Raw genomic sequence first — 16,906 nt, 5'->3', positions numbered from 1 at the left:
AGATAAAAGTGGTACTCCCTAGGGGAATCGAACCCCTCTTTTCAGGTTGAAAACCTGACGTCCTAACCGATAGACGAAGGGAGCACCGGGATCGTGAGGGCGTATTTAGGCAAGGCGTGCCGCGCTGGCAAGAGGAAAATGATCTCTTAGGTGCGGAAAGTGCAGACAATCGTCCATGGCTTGCCTGCTTATGTCTGGCTCTGTGCCAACGCTGCATCCTCAAGGCGCAACTGAACAGATTGCCGACCTCGCCAAGTATTGATTTCTACGCGCCCTGCTAGATGAAATCGCCGACCAGAATGACCCTCCAAAGCGGGTCCCATTTGCGAATTGAACGCCCCAAACGCAATAGCATCCAGGCGCATAGGCCCACCATCCCCAAAGCTGATTTTCAAATGCCCCTCACCAACTGGTTTGGTGAATAAAATACGCTGATCAGGGAACACGAAACGTGGCCCAGCGGCACCCGCCCCAAACGGGCCAGCTTGCTCGATCCGCTCAACCAATTCTACCGACGCAGCCCCCGCCATCATCAACCCATCAACTTTCAGATCAGACGGCCCCAGCAGTCCGGCACCTTGCTTCTCCATCAACTCGCTCAAGCGCGCCATGGCAGGTTCCAGCTGGTCTCGCGCTACTGTCAGGCCTGCCGCCATTTTGTGACCGCCACCCTTGATCAACAGCCCCTCAGCCGCCAAGCGCTGAATTTGCGCGCCCAAATCAATGCCAGATACCGATCGCGCAGACCCCTTGCCCTCATCGCCATCAAGCCCAATCACCACCGCAGGCCGATTGCTGGCCTCTTTCAGGCGCGCCGCGACAATCCCTACCACACCGGGGTGCCAGCCTTCGCCAGCGGCCCAAACCAGAGGGGCATCAAACCCACGCTCCTCGGCCTGCGCTATTGCTGCTTCACGCACAGTGGCCTCAATCTCGCGCCGCTCGCCGTTCAACATATCTAGCCGCTCGGCCAAGGCCTGTGCCTCGGCCTCTTGGTCGGTGGACAACAACCGAGCACCCAAATCTGCCGCGCCAATACGCCCGCCTGCATTGATCCGCGGCCCCAGTAAAAACCCAAGGTGATACGATGTCGGCGCCGTATCCATCTTTGCCACATCTGATAACACACGCAGCCCTAGGCGCTGCCGCCCGGCCATGATCTTCAACCCTTGGCGCACCAACGCGCGGTTCACGCCAATCAACGGGGCCACATCTGCAACCGTGGCCAAGGCCACTAAATCCAACATTGCCATCAAATCGGGCACGCTGCGCTCGTCGCGCAACACGCGATTCGCCGCGACCAACAGCAAAAATACCACCCCCGCCGCGCATAAATGCCCCAGTGATCCGTCTTCGTCTTGGCGGTTCGGGTTCACCACGGCCAGTGCTGGCGGCAAGGTCTCGCCGCCTAAATGGTGGTCCATGACCATCACATCTGCGGCGGTCGCAGCGCCCAATGCCTCATGCGATAGCGTCCCGCAATCAACGCAAATCACCAAATCATGATCGGCTGCCAGTGTGGCCATGGCGGGTACATTAGGGCCATAACCCTCGTCAATTCGGTCGGGAATATACAGCGTAGAAGCCAGCCCCATATCGCGTAGCCAACAAATCAACAGCGCCGCTGATGACCCGCCATCCACATCATAATCGGCAAAAATAGCAATCTTTTCGCGCTTGCGCACAGCCACAGCCAACCGCTCGGCGGCCACATCCATATCCTTCAACACGGATGGATTGGGCAATAAATCACGCAGGGCAGGGGTCAAATATCCCTCGGCCTCATCCACCGGAACGCCAAGGCGCGCAAGCGTCGCACATAACGGGCGCGGCAGTTGCGTTTGTTGTGCGGTGGCCTCGGCTTGGCGCTCTTGCTCAACTGACAGGCCCACCCAACGGCGCCCTGTCAGAGAACTCTCAACACCAAGAAAGGCATCTGCCATTAGCTAGTTGGGTTGCGGTAAGTCATGCGCCGCACCGAGCCAGTTTTAGAGCGCATCAGGATCGTCTCAGTGGTCAAATAGCCCACTTCACGACGAATACCGCTCACGATCGAGCCATCCGTAACGCCAGTCGCGGCGAAAATAACATCCTTGGTAACCATCTCATCGCGGGTGTAAATCCGGTCAAAATCAGTGATACCAGCCTTGGCAGCACGGCCACGCTCGTCATCATTGCGAAACAACAGGCGGCTATACATTTGCCCGCCCATACATTTCAATGCCGCCGCCGCCAACACACCTTCCGGTGCGCCGCCCGCGCCCATATACATGTCGATGCCCGTTGTCGCGGCTTCGGCGCAGTGCATGATACCCGCAACATCGCCATCTGTGATCAACCGGATAGCAGCCCCGGTCGAGCGGATATCTTCAATTGTTTGCTCGTGGCGCGGGCGCTCCAGCACACATACCGTCACACCGTCCATAGCGCAGCCCTTGGCCTTAGCCAATGCCGCGATGCGCTCTTTTACCGACATATCCATGGTCACTGTGTCCACCGCATAGCCCGGCCCGATGGCCAGCTTGTCCATGTACACATCAGGCGCGTGCAACATCGAGCCGCGCGGCCCCATTGCGATTACCGTCAGCGCGTTTGGCATGTCTTTGGCGGTCAGCGTGGTGCCTTCCAATGGGTCCAGCGCGATGTCCACGCCGGGGCCGTTGCCCGTGCCAACCTCTTCACCAATGTACAACATTGGGGCTTCATCACGCTCGCCTTCGCCGATCACCACAACACCTGCAATATCAAGCTTATTAAGCTGCTCGCGCATGGCGTTCACGGCGGCTTGGTCGGCGGCTTTCTCGTCACCGCGCCCGATCAGTTTGGCCGAAGCAATTGCTGCCGCCTCGGAAACACGGGCAAGGCCCAGTGACAGCATGCGGTCTTGGAATTGGTCGTTGGAGACGGTCATTGGAATATCCCTTAATTGGCAGTTGAGCCCCGTTTAACGGGCGGTGGGCTTGGGTTCAAGGCAAGGTGCGGTGGCGTATCAAAGCTTGCAGCAGTAAAGCGATCATCGCGCCATTCAGGATATGCCAAATGAAATGCGTGCCGATGGGCAGCGCGGCGCAAACATGGACGTCCAGCGTGCGAAATCCCAGTGACACAAGGAAAGTCACGGTCGCGGCCATAAACCATAGGCGCAGCGGATGTCGCCGACGCAAAGTCAGGCCCGACAGCACCAACATGGCGATCACCGCAGGTAAATACTGCTCCGATCCGTTGGTCCAGCTTGGCTCTGACGGCACCGCGTTGGGGCTGTCAAAGGCGATGGTCGAGACGATGATAATCACCGCGACGCCCAAGGCGATAACGGCAATCCGGCCCGGTTTTACGCCGCCCATCACATGCATGCTGGTCACGATATAGCCGGCCACAAACGTCCAGATCGGGATGGTATCAGCAAATTCTGACCACACCTGCGCATAGGTGTGAAATAGGAACGAGCCGATGCCGATGCAAAATGCCAATGCGGTTAAAATACTGATAGCCATGCTTTGCACGCCCATGGCCCGTGCCGTTCGCCAAGCCCAAAAGGCGGCCAAAATGAACGCCAAATTTGAAAGGGCATTCCAAGGTTCCGCCCAGAACTCAGGCCCCAGCCGTTCACAGTAAATATCGACAGCGGCAGTCCAATTCATGGTGCGCTTAGACCTCTTCGATGCGCAATGCGACTGGCTCTGACGCCAAAACGCCCGCTGCGGGCAGGGCGCTTAATGCCGCGTCCAACGCGTCGCGCGATGTGGTGTGCGTTACGATCAGAACTGGCGCTTGATCGTCTTTGTGATCGTATTGACGCATCCGGTGGATCGACACACCCGCATCACCCAAACATGTGGCAACTTTGGCCAAAGCTCCGGGCTTGTCGAACAAGCTCATGCGCAAATAGAACGGCGCAGGCGTGCCGGAATTGGCCGATGGCGTGGTTTTCAACGTCTCAGCAGGCTGCCCGAATGTCGGCAAGCGTAGCCCGCGCGCAATGTCGATGATATCTGACAGCACCGCCGAGGCCGTCGGCCCCTCACCAGCGCCAGCGCCGCGCAGCACAATCTGGCCCACATGATCACCCTCAAGCACCACCATATTGGTGCCGCCTTCCAGCTGTCCCAGCGGCGAGGTTGCAGGCACAAGGCACGGCGACATGGATTGCACCAAGCCGCGGCCCGTCATCTGTGCAGTGCCTAACAGTTTGATCTTATAGCCCATATCAGCCGCTTGGCGGATGTCTTCGATGGTCACGCGGCCAATGCCTTCCAGCTGTACGCCGTCAAACTTTACCTGTGTCCCAAATGAAATCGCCGCCAGCAATGCCAGCTTATGCGCCGCATCAATGCCGCCCACATCCAGCTCCGGATCGGCCTCCAAATAGCCCAGACCATCGGCCTCGGCAAAGGCCTCCTCATAAGTCAGGTTGGCGTTTTCCATGCGGGTCAGGATGTAGTTGCACGAGCCGTTCATCACCCCCATCACGCGGGTAATCTTGTTGCCTGCCAGCCCTTCGGTCAGCGCTTTGACGACCGGAATGCCGCCCGCAACTGCCGCCTCAAAGCGCAGCACGCGCGCCTCGCCCTCGGCCAGTAACGCCAACTCTTGGCCGTGTTCTGCCAGCATCGCTTTGTTGGCCGTTACCACGTCTTTGCCTGCTTTCAACGCGGCCTCGGTGGCGGCTTTGGCGGGGCCGTCAGCGCCGCCCATCAACTCCACAAACACATCCACATCGTCGCGCATGGCCAGTTTCACCGGATCATCTTCCCACGCATAGCTGTCCAGCGGTACGCCGCGATCTTTGCGCGAGCGTGCAGAGACCGCCGCGATCACAACCTTGCGTCCGGTGCGTGCCTCTAACAAGGCCGCTTTTTGGCGGATGATGCGCACTACACCCACGCCCACAGTTCCAAGTCCAGCGATACCAAGACGAAGGGGGTCAGACATGAATATGCTCCATTAAAATAGGTGTTTGGCGCTCGTTAGCGCGTATCGTCCAAGGGTGCAATGCAAGGGGGCGTCAGAGCGTGCGACCCTGCACAGCGTTGAGCAGCTTTATCCGCGTCGCCCCGTCAATAATCGAGCGCCCCTTTAAGGCCCGCGCCCGCGCTTTTAGTCGCGCAACACGCCCCGCTAAGGCCTGCGTTTGCACCTCAATGGTGCTGCCCGCCTCGGATTGTGAGATCAGATCAGGCAGGGGGTGCAGGGTCGGGTAGTCCGCATTTCTAGCCGCCGCGCTGATGGTGGCATCAATGTCAGGCAGGTTGGCAGTGCACGCAGATAGCAGCACAAAAATGAGGGCAGAAAAGGTGCAGCGCATAGAGCCAGTCCGAGTAAAAAATACTAAGACGCACCCTAAAGCGCTAGGGCGAAGGCGTCCAGCACGACAATACCCCTTGTCAGGGTGATCCGCCGTAATGGACAGCAGGGCCAGAAATAAAAGGTGTATTTAGCCGTTAAATGTTGCGCGGTACTGGGTCGGGCTCATGCCCATAAGGTCTCGAAACGCGACATTGAACGCGGAGAGCGAATTGTAGCCGACGCCCATTGCGACCTCGGTAACGGTGGCTTTACTTCCAGCTAGGGCTTCCACCGCTCGGATTACGCGGATACGTCGCAACACCTCGCTCCATGTCATCCCCATTTCTTCTGAAAAGCGGCGCGCCAATGCTCGTGGTGATTGGCCTGTTGCGCGGGCGATTTCATCAAATCGCGGGGTGTCGGATGATCGGTTTTCGGTCAGTGCAACAGCGCGTACCACTGCCGCACTACGTGGTATCGGCAGAACACATGGGCTGGGGGTTTGGGCCAGATCCAACACGACAAAGGCTAATGTTTCAAAGATACGTTTTGAGTAGGGCGTGAGCGGGCCAGTTTCAGCCCCCCAGTTCCGGCACTCCCCAATAAGTTCGCGAGCGAGAGGCGATACATCAAAAACGGACAAGCTACGGGACGGCTGGGGGATGAATTCTGGGGCAAACAGAACCGAAGCCGAGACAACCTTGGAGAGAACTGTGATCGTGACCGGATGCCCCGCCGCAATCAAAGCAGCCCGCGCTGGGGGCAACGTCCAACGCTGCCCCTCCGATTCCATCCGAACCATGCCTTCACGCGCATATAGAAGATAATGCCGCCCCACCTGAAACTCAGTAGGCTCTCCAGGGGAAAATTCTTTGTGAAAACAGTATGCTTCGGGTTCCATGGCTCAGCTTATGTCGCCAGCAGTGTCGCGTCAAAGCGGCGACTGATTGGTGGTGCTGTCATCATTGGGCGCAAAACCTGCCCCAAGGTTGTAAATGCATCTGATGCTATATACGCAGCAAAATCTTCTCCGGCAGCCCACTCATGTAAAACCCCCAGCCGTGTATTGTCTGTAGGATCGGCAAATGGAGTAAACGCCAAGCATCCTTTCATTGTCCGAACCAGTTCCACCTCGGCGAGAAGTGCATCCAGTGCGGCCTGACGCCTACTGGCGGCAACGCTAAAGTGTACATGTGCTACGATCATATTATATCCTTTCGGGTTTGATGAAAAAGTAACCGAGGCTCGTCCTGCTGGGTGGCCCGGATTGAAAAGTGTGGATTTTAAGGGCGGTTAGACCGGCGTCATCAGCCATGCGCAGCACGCTGGTCGCGCTAAACCACCGGTGCCGAAAACGCAGCCAAATGAGCCAATTACACCAATGCGGTTTTGAAACCACGAGAAGGAGTTTTCCACCCGGCTTTAGCCAAGTGGCAAGCCGGTGCATTGCCATATCCGGGAGGGTACAATGCTCGATCACATGGGCGGCTAATATTGTGGAATAAGCGGCCGGTGGATCAAAGGTTTCCACATAGGCCTGCTCGATTTGAGGGGCGACGTGGAGGCCTGTAAGATTGGACTGCGCTGTTGCCAGCATTTCCACCGAGGGATCAAGCAATGTCAGATCGCGACTGCCTCCAGCCTCGACCCAGACCCGCGCAAATGTACCAGTGCCAGTGCCGATATCTAAAACTGGACCAGAGGCATTCACATTACCCTTGAGAAACTCTTCATAGGCCGCGAGATACCCGTTTCGGGAAAGGCGTTGCTCCCAATTGGGGGCGGCGCGATTGTATCTGGCAATTGTATTCATGGTCCTAGAATGCCTGCGCAGATACGCCCGCGCTAACGTCCAAGTGACAGCTATCTGCTTGAAACGGCCAGAGTGCCTAGGCTGGTCCGCGCGGCCCAAATCGTGGCAGAAAAGTCGAAAAACCTCATGATTTTACAATAGGCTTGTTCTGAACGTGTGTTCAGATAGCATGCCCCTATGGCACGTAAAACTGGATCACACGCTGATATCACCGGCCCTCGCGTTCGCGCGGCGGCTTTACGGCTGTTTGCCGCCCATGGCTTTGCCGCTGTTTCCATGCGTCAAATCGCAAGCGAGGTTGGCGTGCAGGCGGGGGCGCTGTACCTATATACGCCCGATAAACAATCGCTGCTGTCCGACTTGTTGCATGAGCATATGCAAGAGGTGCTTGATGCATGGGACGCGCAGGAAAAACCTGCTGGCCCCGTGGCGCAGTTGGAAAACTTCACTCGTTTTCATATTCGGTTTCACCTAGAGCGCCCCGAGCAGGTGTTTATCTCTTATATGGAACTACGAAATCTCAACGCGGATAATTTCAAGACTCTCGGTGATATGCGCCGCCAATACGAGGACGCTCTGGAGGCGATCCTAAAGACGGGCCAAGACGAGGGCGCGTTTGATGTAGATGACACCAAGCTGACGACCTTGGCGCTGATTGCGATGCTGAACGGGGTGACCAGTTGGTACAAGCCCGATGGCCGCCTGTCGTTGTCGCGTGTCGAGGCGATTTATTCCGACATGGCGGGTAAAGCCGTCCGTATGCCGCGTTGGAAAGAGCGCCAGCGCAAGTTGGAAGCAGAGCAGACGGCGGCAGAGTAGTTTCGGGACCCGTTGATAGACATGCGCCCGCCCCTTAATCACGCAAAACGCGTGCCGCAAGGCGACTTTCGCTTCATTGCTCTTGATGTCGAGACTGCCAGCCGTGATGCTGCCAGTATTTGCCAGATCGGGCTGGCTTGCGTGGCGATGGACAATGAAATCCAGACGTTTTCGATGTTGGTAAACCCGCAGACGCGGTTTGACAGCTTTAACATTCGGCTGCACGGGATCGGCCCGGAGACGGTCATGGACGCCGTGCATTTCTCCGAGGCGCTGGGGCAAATTTTACCCCTGTTGCGTCGCCACCACCTGATTCAGCACAGCAATTTTGACAAGCAGGCGATCACTGCTGCCTGCCGTTCATGTGGCCTCACCGCGCCTGATTTACGTTGGAACGATAGCGTCAAAATCGCACGCCGCGCTTGGCCTGAGCTGAAGGGGAACGGCGGCCACGGTTTGGCGAATTTGAAGAAGGTGCTAGATCTCAGATTCTTGCACCATGACGCTGGCGAAGACGCGCGTGCCGCCGCTCAAGTGGTGCTTCATGCCGAAGCCCATATGTCGATGGAGTTTGAGGCTTTGAGCGGCCCAACACCCAAGACGCCCAAGAAAAAGGCCCCCAAAAGGGAGCCTTAAACAGTCTCTCAATAGCAGCAGCTTATAGGTCCGGATAGATCGGGAACTTGCCGCACATAGCCTCGACCTTGGCTTTCACCGCGGCTTCAACCGTTGCGTTTCCATCTTCGCCGTTGGCAGCCAAACCGTCCACAACTTCGACGATCAGGTCCGCAATTTCGCGGAACTCTGCCTCGCCAAACCCGCGTGTTGTCCCCGCGGGGGAGCCTAGCCGGATGCCCGAGGTGATCATCGGTTTCTCATCATCAAACGGGATGCCGTTCTTGTTGCAGGTGATATGTGCGCGGCCCAACGCTTTCTCGGTCGCGTTGCCTTTTACGCCTTTGGGGCGCAAATCGACCAACATCACATGGGTGTCGGTGCCGCCGGTCACGATGTCCAAGCCGCCTTTAATCAACTGATCTGCCATGGCTTTTGCGTTCACGATAACCTGCGCTTGATAGTCTTTAAACTCGGGGCGCAGCGCTTCGCCAAAGGCCACTGCTTTGGCCGCGATTACATGCATCAATGGCCCGCCTTGGATGCCGGGGAAGATGGCCGAGTTGAACTTCTTCGCCAGTGCTTCGTCATTGGTCAAGATCATCCCGCCGCGTGGCCCACGTAGGGTTTTATGCGTCGTGGTGGTTGCCACATGTGCGTGCGGGAACGGCGATGGATGCTGCCCACCAGCGACAAGGCCAGCAAAATGCGCCATGTCCACCAGTAAAAACGCGCCAACCTTATCGGCAATCTCTCGCATTTTCGCGAAATCAATTTGGCGCGGGATGGCAGAGCCACCGGCGATGATCAGTTTCGGTTTATGCTCCAGCGCCAGCGCTTCAACTTGCTCATAATCCAGACGCAACGTGTCGGGCTTCACGCCGTAATGTACTGCGTTAAACCATTTGCCCGATTGGTTTGGCTTCGCACCGTGGGTCAGGTGACCGCCTGCATCAAGGCTCATGCCCAGAATGGTATCGCCGGGTTTCAGCAACGCCTGAAACACCCCTTGGTTGGCTTGTGAGCCAGAGTTCGGCTGCACATTGGCAAACTCACACCCAAACAATTTCTTGGCGCGGTCAACCGCAAGATTTTCAGCAATATCAACGTATTGGCAGCCGCCGTAGTAGCGGCGTCCCGGATAACCTTCGGCGTATTTGTTGGTTAAAACCGACCCCTGCGCTTCCATGACGGCGCGGCTCACGATGTTCTCGGACGCGATCAACTCGATCTCGTCACGCTGGCGGCCCAGCTCTAGGGTGATGGCGCCAAATAGCTCGGCGTCACGGCTCTCTAAGCTCTCGGTGAAAAAGCCAGCGTCACGGTGAGATGCGGTCATAGTTAGGGTCCTTCCCTTGGGGGCAGCGCAAGAATTGAGGGCCTTTTAAGGTGAAAACGCGCGGACCGGAACCCGTCAAAGCGACTTCCGAGCATCAAGAGGCGTCATAGCGTAGCCGATGATGGTCTTGTGTTTCCTGCTGAGGCACGCGAAGGTTTTGGAAAGACTTGGAAATGTGCCCTATGCCTGACGTTGAAAAAATTGCCTTCATGGCCTCGGAAACCGCTGTGGCCCAAGAAGCCTGCAAAGCTCTGGTGGCAAATTACGGCGATGTGAAGCCCGAAGATGCGAAGGTGATCGTGGCTTTAGGGGGCGACGGTTTTATGCTGCAAACCCTGCATGGCACCCAACATCTGGATACACCTGTTTATGGCATGAACTGTGGCACCGTGGGCTTCTTGATGAACGAATATCACGAGCCAAACCTGCGCGAACGCCTTGCCGAGGCGGTTGAAGAGGCGATCCATCCTTTGCGCATGAAAGCGATCCGCGAAGACGGCACCATCCACGAGGCTTTGGCGATCAACGAAGTGTCGCTCCTACGCGCGGGCTCGCAAGCCGCCAAGTTGCGCATTTTTATTGATGGCCGCGAGCGGATGCCAGAGCTGGTCTGCGACGGCGCATTGGTCGCGACACCGGCAGGCTCGACCGCCTATAACTATTCCGCGCACGGTCCAATTGTGCCCATCGGATCAGGCGTTTTGGCCCTAACGGCGATGTCGGCGTTCCGCCCACGTCGTTGGCGTGGGGCGCTTTTGCCCAGCGAGGCTAAAATCCGCTTTGATGTGCTGCAACCGCGCAAGCGTCCGGTAATGGCGGATGCAGACGGGCGCTCTGCGGGGAATGTGGTCTCGGTCGAGGTCACCTCGGAAGAGGCTGTTACGCACCGCATTTTATTCGATCCCGGTCACGGGCTGGAAGAGCGCCTGATCCGCGAACAATTCGCTTAAGCTATTGTAAAGGGGCTGGAACTACTCTTTTGGGCTATTCATGGTGACACGGATCATAGCGGAATGGGCGTGGAAACTTTCATATGCTAGACTTGCTTTGCACCGCGGAATGGGCGACATAGCAGGTGACGTTAAGTAATAGTTTAATGTTAAACTAATTTCTCTGGGAGGAGCGACATGGCTGATAATCGCAATGAAAAGGACCGCCAACAAGCGCTCCGGCAGGAAGCATTGGACTATCACCGCTACCCAAAACCCGGAAAGCTGGAAATTCGGGCGACCAAGCCACTGGCCAATGGTCGCGACTTGGCCCGTGCGTACTCTCCCGGTGTGGCAGAGGCCTGCCTCGAGATCAAAGCCGACCCAGAGACCGCTCAGGACTACACATCGCGGGGCAATTTGGTCGGCGTGGTGACCAATGGGACCGCAGTTTTGGGCCTTGGAAATATAGGCGCACTGGCCTCTAAGCCTGTGATGGAGGGCAAGGCCGTCCTGTTTAAGAAGTTTGCCAATATTGATTGCTTCGACATCGAAGTGGATGAAAAAGACCCCGAAAAGCTGGCTGATATTGTCTGTGCACTTGGCCCGACCTTTGGCGCAATCAATCTAGAAGACATCAAAGCGCCGGATTGTTTCATCGTTGAACAAATTTGCCGCGAGCGGATGGATATTCCTGTCTTTCACGATGATCAACATGGCACCGCCATCGTAGTCGGGGCCGCTGCGACCAATGCTTTACTGGTTGCAGGCAAGACATTCGAGGATGTTAAGATCGTCTCAACAGGTGGTGGTGCGGCGGGGATTGCCTGCCTGAACATGCTACTGAAACTGGGCGTTAAACGCGAAAACGTCTGGTTGTGTGATATTGCCGGGCTGGTCTATGAGGGCCGCACCGAGGAAATGACACCGCAAAAAGCTGAATTCGCCCAAAAAACCGACCTGCGGACGTTGATGGATGTCATTGGGGGCGCGGATATGTTCCTCGGCCTGTCTGGTCCGGGGGTGTTGAAGTCGGAAATGGTCGCTAAAATGTCGAGCCAGCCGATCATCTTTGCGCTGGCCAATCCGAACCCTGAAATTTCTCCTGATGACGCGCGAAAAGTAGCCCCGGATGCCATTATCGCTACGGGTCGCAGCGACTATCCCAATCAGGTGAACAATGTTTTGTGCTTCCCCTTTATATTCCGAGGGGCGCTAGATGTCGGTGCAACGACCATCAATGACCAGATGAAAATCAATTGCGTCGAGGGGATCGCGGCCCTTGCGCGTGCCACAACCTCCGCCGAAGCCGCCGCCGCATATCAGGGCGAACAGATGACATTTGGCCCTGAGTATTTGATCCCAAAGCCGTTTGATCCGCGCTTGATGGGCGTTGTCGCCTCCGCCGTGGCCAGTGCTGCGATGGAAAGTGGTGTGGCAAAGCGGCCACTGGAAGACATGGAAAGCTACAAGGCGGAGCTTGACGGCTCGGTATTCAAATCGGCCCTTATCATGCGTCCGGTTTTTGAGGCCGCAAGAACCGTTTCACGCAAGATTGTGTTCACCGAAGGCGAAAGCGAGCGGGTTTTGCGCGCAGCGAATGCCATGCTGGAAGACACCACAGATATGCCAATCCTTGTTGGCCGCCCAGAAGTGATTGAACGCCGTGCCGAGCGCGCCGGGCTGTCCATCAAACCCGGACGGGATTTTGAACTGGTAAACCCACAAAATGACCCCCGGTACCGTGAGTATTGGCAGACCTACCATAAAATCATGGCGCGCAGCGGGGTGACCCCCGATTTAGCCCGCGCGATTATGCGCACGAATACGACGGCAATCGGCGCGGTTATGGTTCACCGCGGGGACGCGGATAGCCTGATTTGCGGGACATTTGGCCAGTTCTTGTGGCACTTGAACTACGTCACGCAGGTGCTTGGCAGCGAAGAATTGCACCCAGTTGGCGCGCTGTCGTTGATGATCTTGGAAGACGGCCCATTGTTCGTCGCTGACACCCATGTGCATGCAGAGCCCAGCTCGGAGCAAATCGCAGAAACCGTAATTTCTGCTGCGCGCCATGTGCGCCGCTTTGGGGTGGAGCCAAAAATCGCGCTTTGTTCGAACTCACAATTTGGCAACCTCAATAGTGAAACTGGCCGCCGTATGCGCGGCGCTCTGGCCATGTTGGATGCCGAGCCGCGTGACTTTTTATATGAAGGTGAAATGCACACGGATGCCGCGCTGGATCAAGAATTACGCAATAAAATTATGCCTGACAGCCGTTTTCAAGGCTCCGCGAATGTTTTGGTGTTTGCCAATACCGACGCGGCATCGGGCGTGCGCAACATCTTAAAGATGAAAGCCGGTGGGCTTGAGGTGGGGCCAATTTTGATGGGTATGGGCAATAAAGCGCACATCGTTACGCCATCAATCACGGCGCGTGGTTTGCTAAATATGTCCGCTGTAGCGGGCACTCCCGTATCGATTTACGGGTAGTTTGACCTTAATGTGCCTTCGGCCCTACATGTTTTGGGTCGAGGGCAGAGCCCTCGCCCGGTGGTTGAGGCTGGGGTTATGACAACATCACTAATGCATGGCGCTTTTTGCCCGCAGAGAGTTTGATCGGTGTCACGAGTTGTTCGGCAGTGATGAAAACACCAGCGCTGGTCAGCGCCTCGTCATTCATCTTTGCGCCATTGTCCGAGATGAGCCGTTTCGCTTCCTTGCCAGAGCCCGCCAGGCCAGAGCGCACCAGCAATTGCACGATAGAAATGCCCTCACCTAAGTCCTCAGCGGTAAGCGTCAAAGTTGGCAAATCATCGCCTGTCCCGCCTTTTTCAAATACTTCATGTGCGGTGGCCTCCGCCGCCTGTGCGGCTTCGCGACCATGTAAAAGCGTGGTGACTTCATTTGCCAATGTGATTTTGGCTTGGTTGATCTCGGCCCCGTCCAGCGCGCCAAGGCGGTCGCATTCGTCCACCGCCAACTCAGTATAGAGCTTCAAGAAACGGCCAACATCGGCGTCCGTGGTGTTGCGCCAAAATTGCCAGAACTGGTAGGGCGATAGCAAATCAGCGTTTAACCAAACCGCGCCATCTTGGCTTTTGCCCATCTTCTTGCCGTCAGAAGTCGTTAGCAGCGGGGAGGTCAGGCCAAAAATTTGTCCTTCTAACGTGCGGCGCGTCAGGTCGATACCGTTGACGATATTGCCCCATTGATCCGAGCCGCCCATTTGCAAAAGGCAGCCATGGCGACGGTGTAGTTCCATGAAATCATAGGCTTGCAAGATCATGTAGTTAAATTCGAGAAACGACAGTGATTGCTCGCGGTCGAGACGGGACTTCACCGATTCAAAAGCCAGCATCCGGTTGACCGAGAAGTGACGCCCGACGTCACGCAAAAATTCCAGGTAATTCAGCCCGTCCAGCCACTCTGCATTGTTGACCATCATCGCATCGGTCGGATCGTCACCAAATGTAACATAGGCTGAAAATGCTTGCTTAATGCCGTCGATATTCGCGTCGATTTGTTCCGTCGTTAGCAACGGTCGTTCGTCAGCGCGAAAACTCGGGTCGCCCACTTTTGTGGTTCCGCCGCCCATTAGCACAATCGGCTTATGGCCGGTTTTTTGCAGCCAGCGCAGCATCATAATCTGGATCAACGAGCCCACATGCAGCGAAGAAGCTGTTGCGTCAAAACCGATATAGGCCGGAACCACGCCCTTTGACAAAGCCTCGTCCAAGCCTTGATAGTCGGTGCAATCGGCCAGAAAGCCACGCTCCATCATGACAGACAGAAATTCGGATTTGGCATGGTAGGTCATTGAGGTATCGTCCCTGCAAAACGGCGTTCCGCGCCTTATAGGCGGGCGGGCAGGGAAGGGAAAGTCTTTGACCATTGAAGATCGCAATATGGGGTCGGTTTGGGCGCTTGGCACCATGTCGGGAACCTCGCTTGACGGGGTGGATGCGGCCATGCTCCAGACAGATGGAGAAGTGATCACGGCATTTGGCATAAGCGACTACCGCCCGTATTCGCAAGATGAGCGCGCCAAGATCTCTGCGGCCTTTGGCCAATGGCCGGATGGCGCACAGGTCCCGGTCGCCGCCGAAACCGTCGAGACTGCCCACGCAGCATTGCTAACCCGCGTGATGGCGATGGACCCAGACCAACATCCTAAGATTATCGGTTTTCATGGCCAGACGTTGGCCCATGATCCTGCCAATAGTAAAACGCATCAAACGGGTGATGGCGCATTGCTTGCAGAAATTTTGCAATGTCCCGTGATTTGGGACTTTCGCAGCGCAGACGTTAAGTTTGGTGGCCAAGGCGCACCGCTTGCGCCGTTTTTTCACTTTGCCTGCGCTAAATACCTCTCTCTTACAAAGCCCACGGCCTTCCTGAACCTCGGCGGGGTGGGTAATATCACTTATATTGACCCCAGTTATGACAAGCCTGAGGACGATGGTGCGCTTTTGGCCTTTGACACGGGGCCCGCCAATGCCCCGATCAACGACCTTATGCAGGCCCGCCAAAACCTGCCCTTTGATCGTGACGGAAAACTCGCCGCACAAGGCCAAGTAAACGCCCAAATCGTGGAGAAATTCTTAACTCACGCCTACTTCTATAGAATGCCGCCTAAATCTCTGGACCGGGATGATTTCGCGACGCTGGCCTTCGAGGTCGAACCGCTCAGCGATGCGGATGCCTGCGCGACGCTGACCGAATGCTGCGCCGCCTCTGTCGCGCGCGCGCTAGAGCATATGCCAAAGCCCGTTTCGCGTGTTCTTGTGTGCGGCGGGGGCAGGCGGAACACCCACCTGATGGCCTGCCTGCAAGCCCTCACAACGGTACAATTCGACAATATCGACGACCACGGCTTGGATGGTGACATGCTCGAGGCGCAGGCCTTCGCCTACCTCGCTGTGCGTGTCGCGCGGGGCCTGCCAACAAGCTGCCCCAGCACCACGGGCGTTGCTGCAAATGTCGGTGGTGGAACGGTTAGTCGCCCGTCTTAGCGCGTGGGATATCAAACTCGGGGGCGGCCAATTCAAACCCGCTAAACTGGAAACCCGGTGATACAGTGCAGCCTACCAATGCCCACCCGTCTGGGGCCGAGGCTGCTTGCCATTGCCCTGCTTCGACTACGATCTGAGGGCGCTGGTTGGCCGCGAAATCCGGCCCTAAAACATGATCAACGGCAGGCCCCGCATCGGTGTCCGAGATCGACAAGATCAGCGGCGTGCCAGCGTAGAAATGCCAAATCTCACCGGCATCCACGCGGTGCCAATGGCTGCGCTCGCCCTGCTTTAACAAAAAGTAAATGCACGTCCCCGCAGGCCGCCCATCGCCCGTCGCGGCCCAAGTCTGGCGATACCAGCCACCCTCGGGGTGCGGCGCAAGGTCAAGGCGTTTGATGAGGGCCTCTGCGTCGCTCATGCCTTGTTCTCCATGCTGTGCGACAGGGACGATCGTGCTCTGCCATCGGTGTCGAAATTGCTTGCTGCTAGCCATGATGCCATCGCGTTTCGCCGGTTTGGCCATTCCCGTGCCAGAATTGAATACCAACAGACGTCACGCGCAATCCCGTCTAGCCGCCCACCTTCGCGCCAAATCCCTTCGGGTTGAAACCCATAGCGCGCAGCAGCCCGGCGCGATGCTGCATTATGGGCGTAGCAGCGCCAAACCGCGCGGGCGTAATGGTGTGTTTCAAAGCCGTGGTGCAGCAATAAAGTGATGGCCTCGGTTGCTGCCGCTGTGCGCTGTAGGCACGGGGCGTACCAGATGGCGCCAATTTCAAATGCGCCAACCTCTTGGTCCACGTCACAGATCGAAAGCCAACCCTCGGCCCGCCCGCTTGTCTTTGGGCGCACGGCCCAAAATGGCTGGTGCTCTCGCGTGGCGAAATCTGTCAACTGTGCACGTAACGCGTCAATGGTGGGGTAGGGGCCATATCGGGTGTTGGCAAAACTGCTGGCCTCGCCATTGCAGACTTCCCATTGCTCGTCCAAATGCACGAGGCCCACGGGCTCCAAGTCACACCATTGGCCGGTTATGCAAGCATGGCTTGGGAATGAGAATGTCATGCAGGGTGCTCCATGAACGGGA

General features: G+C 56.9%; 17 protein-coding genes and 1 tRNA gene. 5 read left to right on the top strand and 13 right to left on the bottom strand.

The genetic code is table 11. From position 1 onward, the window contains the following. Nucleotides 1-9: 9 nt before the first annotated feature. From AC3Y7R_RS06660 to AC3Y7R_RS06620, 9 genes are all read right to left on the bottom strand, one after another. Nucleotides 10-84 (bottom strand) — tRNA-Glu (locus tag AC3Y7R_RS06660). A 104-nt stretch (nt 85-188) separates the two neighbouring features. Continuing rightward, on the bottom strand, nt 189-1,943 hold the full coding sequence (gene recJ, locus AC3Y7R_RS06655) for a single-stranded-DNA-specific exonuclease RecJ (RefSeq protein WP_490041242.1): 1,755 nt from the start codon (nt 1,941-1,943) through the stop codon (nt 189-191). Further along, nucleotides 1,943-2,911, bottom strand: coding sequence for a class II fructose-bisphosphatase (gene glpX, locus AC3Y7R_RS06650; RefSeq protein WP_490041241.1), 969 nt, complete (start codon nt 2,909-2,911; stop codon nt 1,943-1,945). Before glpX ends, recJ begins: the two co-directional genes overlap by 1 nt. 55 nt (nt 2,912-2,966) lie before the next feature. Further along, complete coding sequence (locus AC3Y7R_RS06645) at nt 2,967-3,641, bottom strand: ceramidase domain-containing protein (RefSeq protein ID WP_490041240.1); 675 nt, start codon at nt 3,639-3,641, stop codon at nt 2,967-2,969. Nucleotides 3,642-3,648: 7 nt separating this feature from the next. After that, nucleotides 3,649-4,932, bottom strand: coding sequence for a homoserine dehydrogenase (locus AC3Y7R_RS06640; RefSeq protein WP_490041239.1), 1,284 nt, complete (start codon nt 4,930-4,932; stop codon nt 3,649-3,651). Between the two features lie 73 nt (nt 4,933-5,005). After that, nucleotides 5,006-5,305: a hypothetical protein gene (locus AC3Y7R_RS06635; RefSeq protein ID WP_490041238.1), complete on the bottom strand. Its 300-nt coding sequence runs from the start codon at nt 5,303-5,305 to the stop codon at nt 5,006-5,008. A 129-nt stretch (nt 5,306-5,434) separates the two neighbouring features. Beyond that, the gene (locus AC3Y7R_RS06630) at nt 5,435-6,187 is read right to left on the bottom strand and encodes an AraC family transcriptional regulator (RefSeq protein ID WP_490041237.1); all 753 of its coding nucleotides are present in this window, start codon (nt 6,185-6,187) and stop codon (nt 5,435-5,437) included. Nucleotides 6,188-6,195: 8 nt separating this feature from the next. Beyond that, nucleotides 6,196-6,492, bottom strand: a complete 297-nt coding sequence (locus AC3Y7R_RS06625; RefSeq protein ID WP_490041236.1) for a putative quinol monooxygenase — start codon at nt 6,490-6,492, stop codon at nt 6,196-6,198. 1 nt (nt 6,493) lies between these two features. Continuing rightward, nucleotides 6,494-7,099: a class I SAM-dependent methyltransferase gene (locus AC3Y7R_RS06620; RefSeq protein ID WP_490041235.1), complete on the bottom strand. Its 606-nt coding sequence runs from the start codon at nt 7,097-7,099 to the stop codon at nt 6,494-6,496. A 177-nt stretch (nt 7,100-7,276) separates the two neighbouring features. On the opposite strand from AC3Y7R_RS06620, the gene AC3Y7R_RS06615 reads away from it, so the two are divergent. Both AC3Y7R_RS06615 and AC3Y7R_RS06610 read left to right on the top strand, forming a co-directional pair. Then, nucleotides 7,277-7,918, top strand: coding sequence for a TetR/AcrR family transcriptional regulator (locus AC3Y7R_RS06615; RefSeq protein WP_490041234.1), 642 nt, complete (start codon nt 7,277-7,279; stop codon nt 7,916-7,918). A gap of 21 nt (nt 7,919-7,939) precedes the next feature. Further along, on the top strand, nt 7,940-8,554 hold the full coding sequence (locus tag AC3Y7R_RS06610) for a 3'-5' exonuclease (RefSeq protein WP_490041233.1): 615 nt from the start codon (nt 7,940-7,942) through the stop codon (nt 8,552-8,554). Nucleotides 8,555-8,576: 22 nt separating this feature from the next. Here AC3Y7R_RS06610 and glyA read toward each other — a convergent pair whose 3' ends face one another. Then, nucleotides 8,577-9,872 (bottom strand): serine hydroxymethyltransferase, encoded by a 1,296-nt coding sequence (gene glyA, locus AC3Y7R_RS06605; protein ID WP_490041232.1) that lies wholly within the window; start codon nt 9,870-9,872, stop codon nt 8,577-8,579. A 182-nt stretch (nt 9,873-10,054) separates the two neighbouring features. Between glyA and AC3Y7R_RS06600 the strand changes: the two genes are divergently transcribed. Continuing rightward, complete coding sequence (locus AC3Y7R_RS06600; protein WP_490041231.1) at nt 10,055-10,822, top strand: NAD kinase; 768 nt, start codon at nt 10,055-10,057, stop codon at nt 10,820-10,822. Between the two features lie 177 nt (nt 10,823-10,999). Beyond that, nucleotides 11,000-13,294 carry an NADP-dependent malic enzyme gene (locus AC3Y7R_RS06595; RefSeq protein WP_490041230.1) on the top strand — a complete coding sequence of 765 codons (2,295 nt, stop codon included), beginning with the start codon at nt 11,000-11,002 and terminating at the stop codon, nt 13,292-13,294. Between the two features lie 76 nt (nt 13,295-13,370). Here the strand turns inward: AC3Y7R_RS06595 and tyrS are convergent, their stop codons facing one another. Further along, nucleotides 13,371-14,621, bottom strand: coding sequence for a tyrosine--tRNA ligase (gene tyrS, locus AC3Y7R_RS06590; protein ID WP_490041229.1), 1,251 nt, complete (start codon nt 14,619-14,621; stop codon nt 13,371-13,373). A gap of 88 nt (nt 14,622-14,709) precedes the next feature. On the opposite strand from tyrS, the gene AC3Y7R_RS06585 reads away from it, so the two are divergent. Continuing rightward, nucleotides 14,710-15,816, top strand: a complete 1,107-nt coding sequence (locus AC3Y7R_RS06585) for an anhydro-N-acetylmuramic acid kinase (protein WP_490041413.1) — start codon at nt 14,710-14,712, stop codon at nt 15,814-15,816. On the opposite strand, the gene AC3Y7R_RS06580 is transcribed toward AC3Y7R_RS06585, so the two are convergent. Together AC3Y7R_RS06580 and AC3Y7R_RS06575 are read right to left on the bottom strand one after the other, a co-directional pair. Further along, nucleotides 15,800-16,237, bottom strand: coding sequence for a cupin domain-containing protein (locus AC3Y7R_RS06580; RefSeq protein WP_490041228.1), 438 nt, complete (start codon nt 16,235-16,237; stop codon nt 15,800-15,802). The two genes, AC3Y7R_RS06585 and AC3Y7R_RS06580, sit on opposite strands and share 17 nt — an antisense overlap. Continuing rightward, nucleotides 16,234-16,884 (bottom strand): GNAT family N-acetyltransferase, encoded by a 651-nt coding sequence (locus AC3Y7R_RS06575; RefSeq protein ID WP_490041227.1) that lies wholly within the window; start codon nt 16,882-16,884, stop codon nt 16,234-16,236. The genes AC3Y7R_RS06580 and AC3Y7R_RS06575 overlap by 4 nt, the downstream gene beginning before the upstream one ends. Between the last annotated feature and the right edge of the window lie 22 nt (nt 16,885-16,906).

Source organism: Litoreibacter sp. (assembly GCF_058136045.1).
This window is presented reverse-complemented; position numbering and strand designations above follow the sequence as displayed.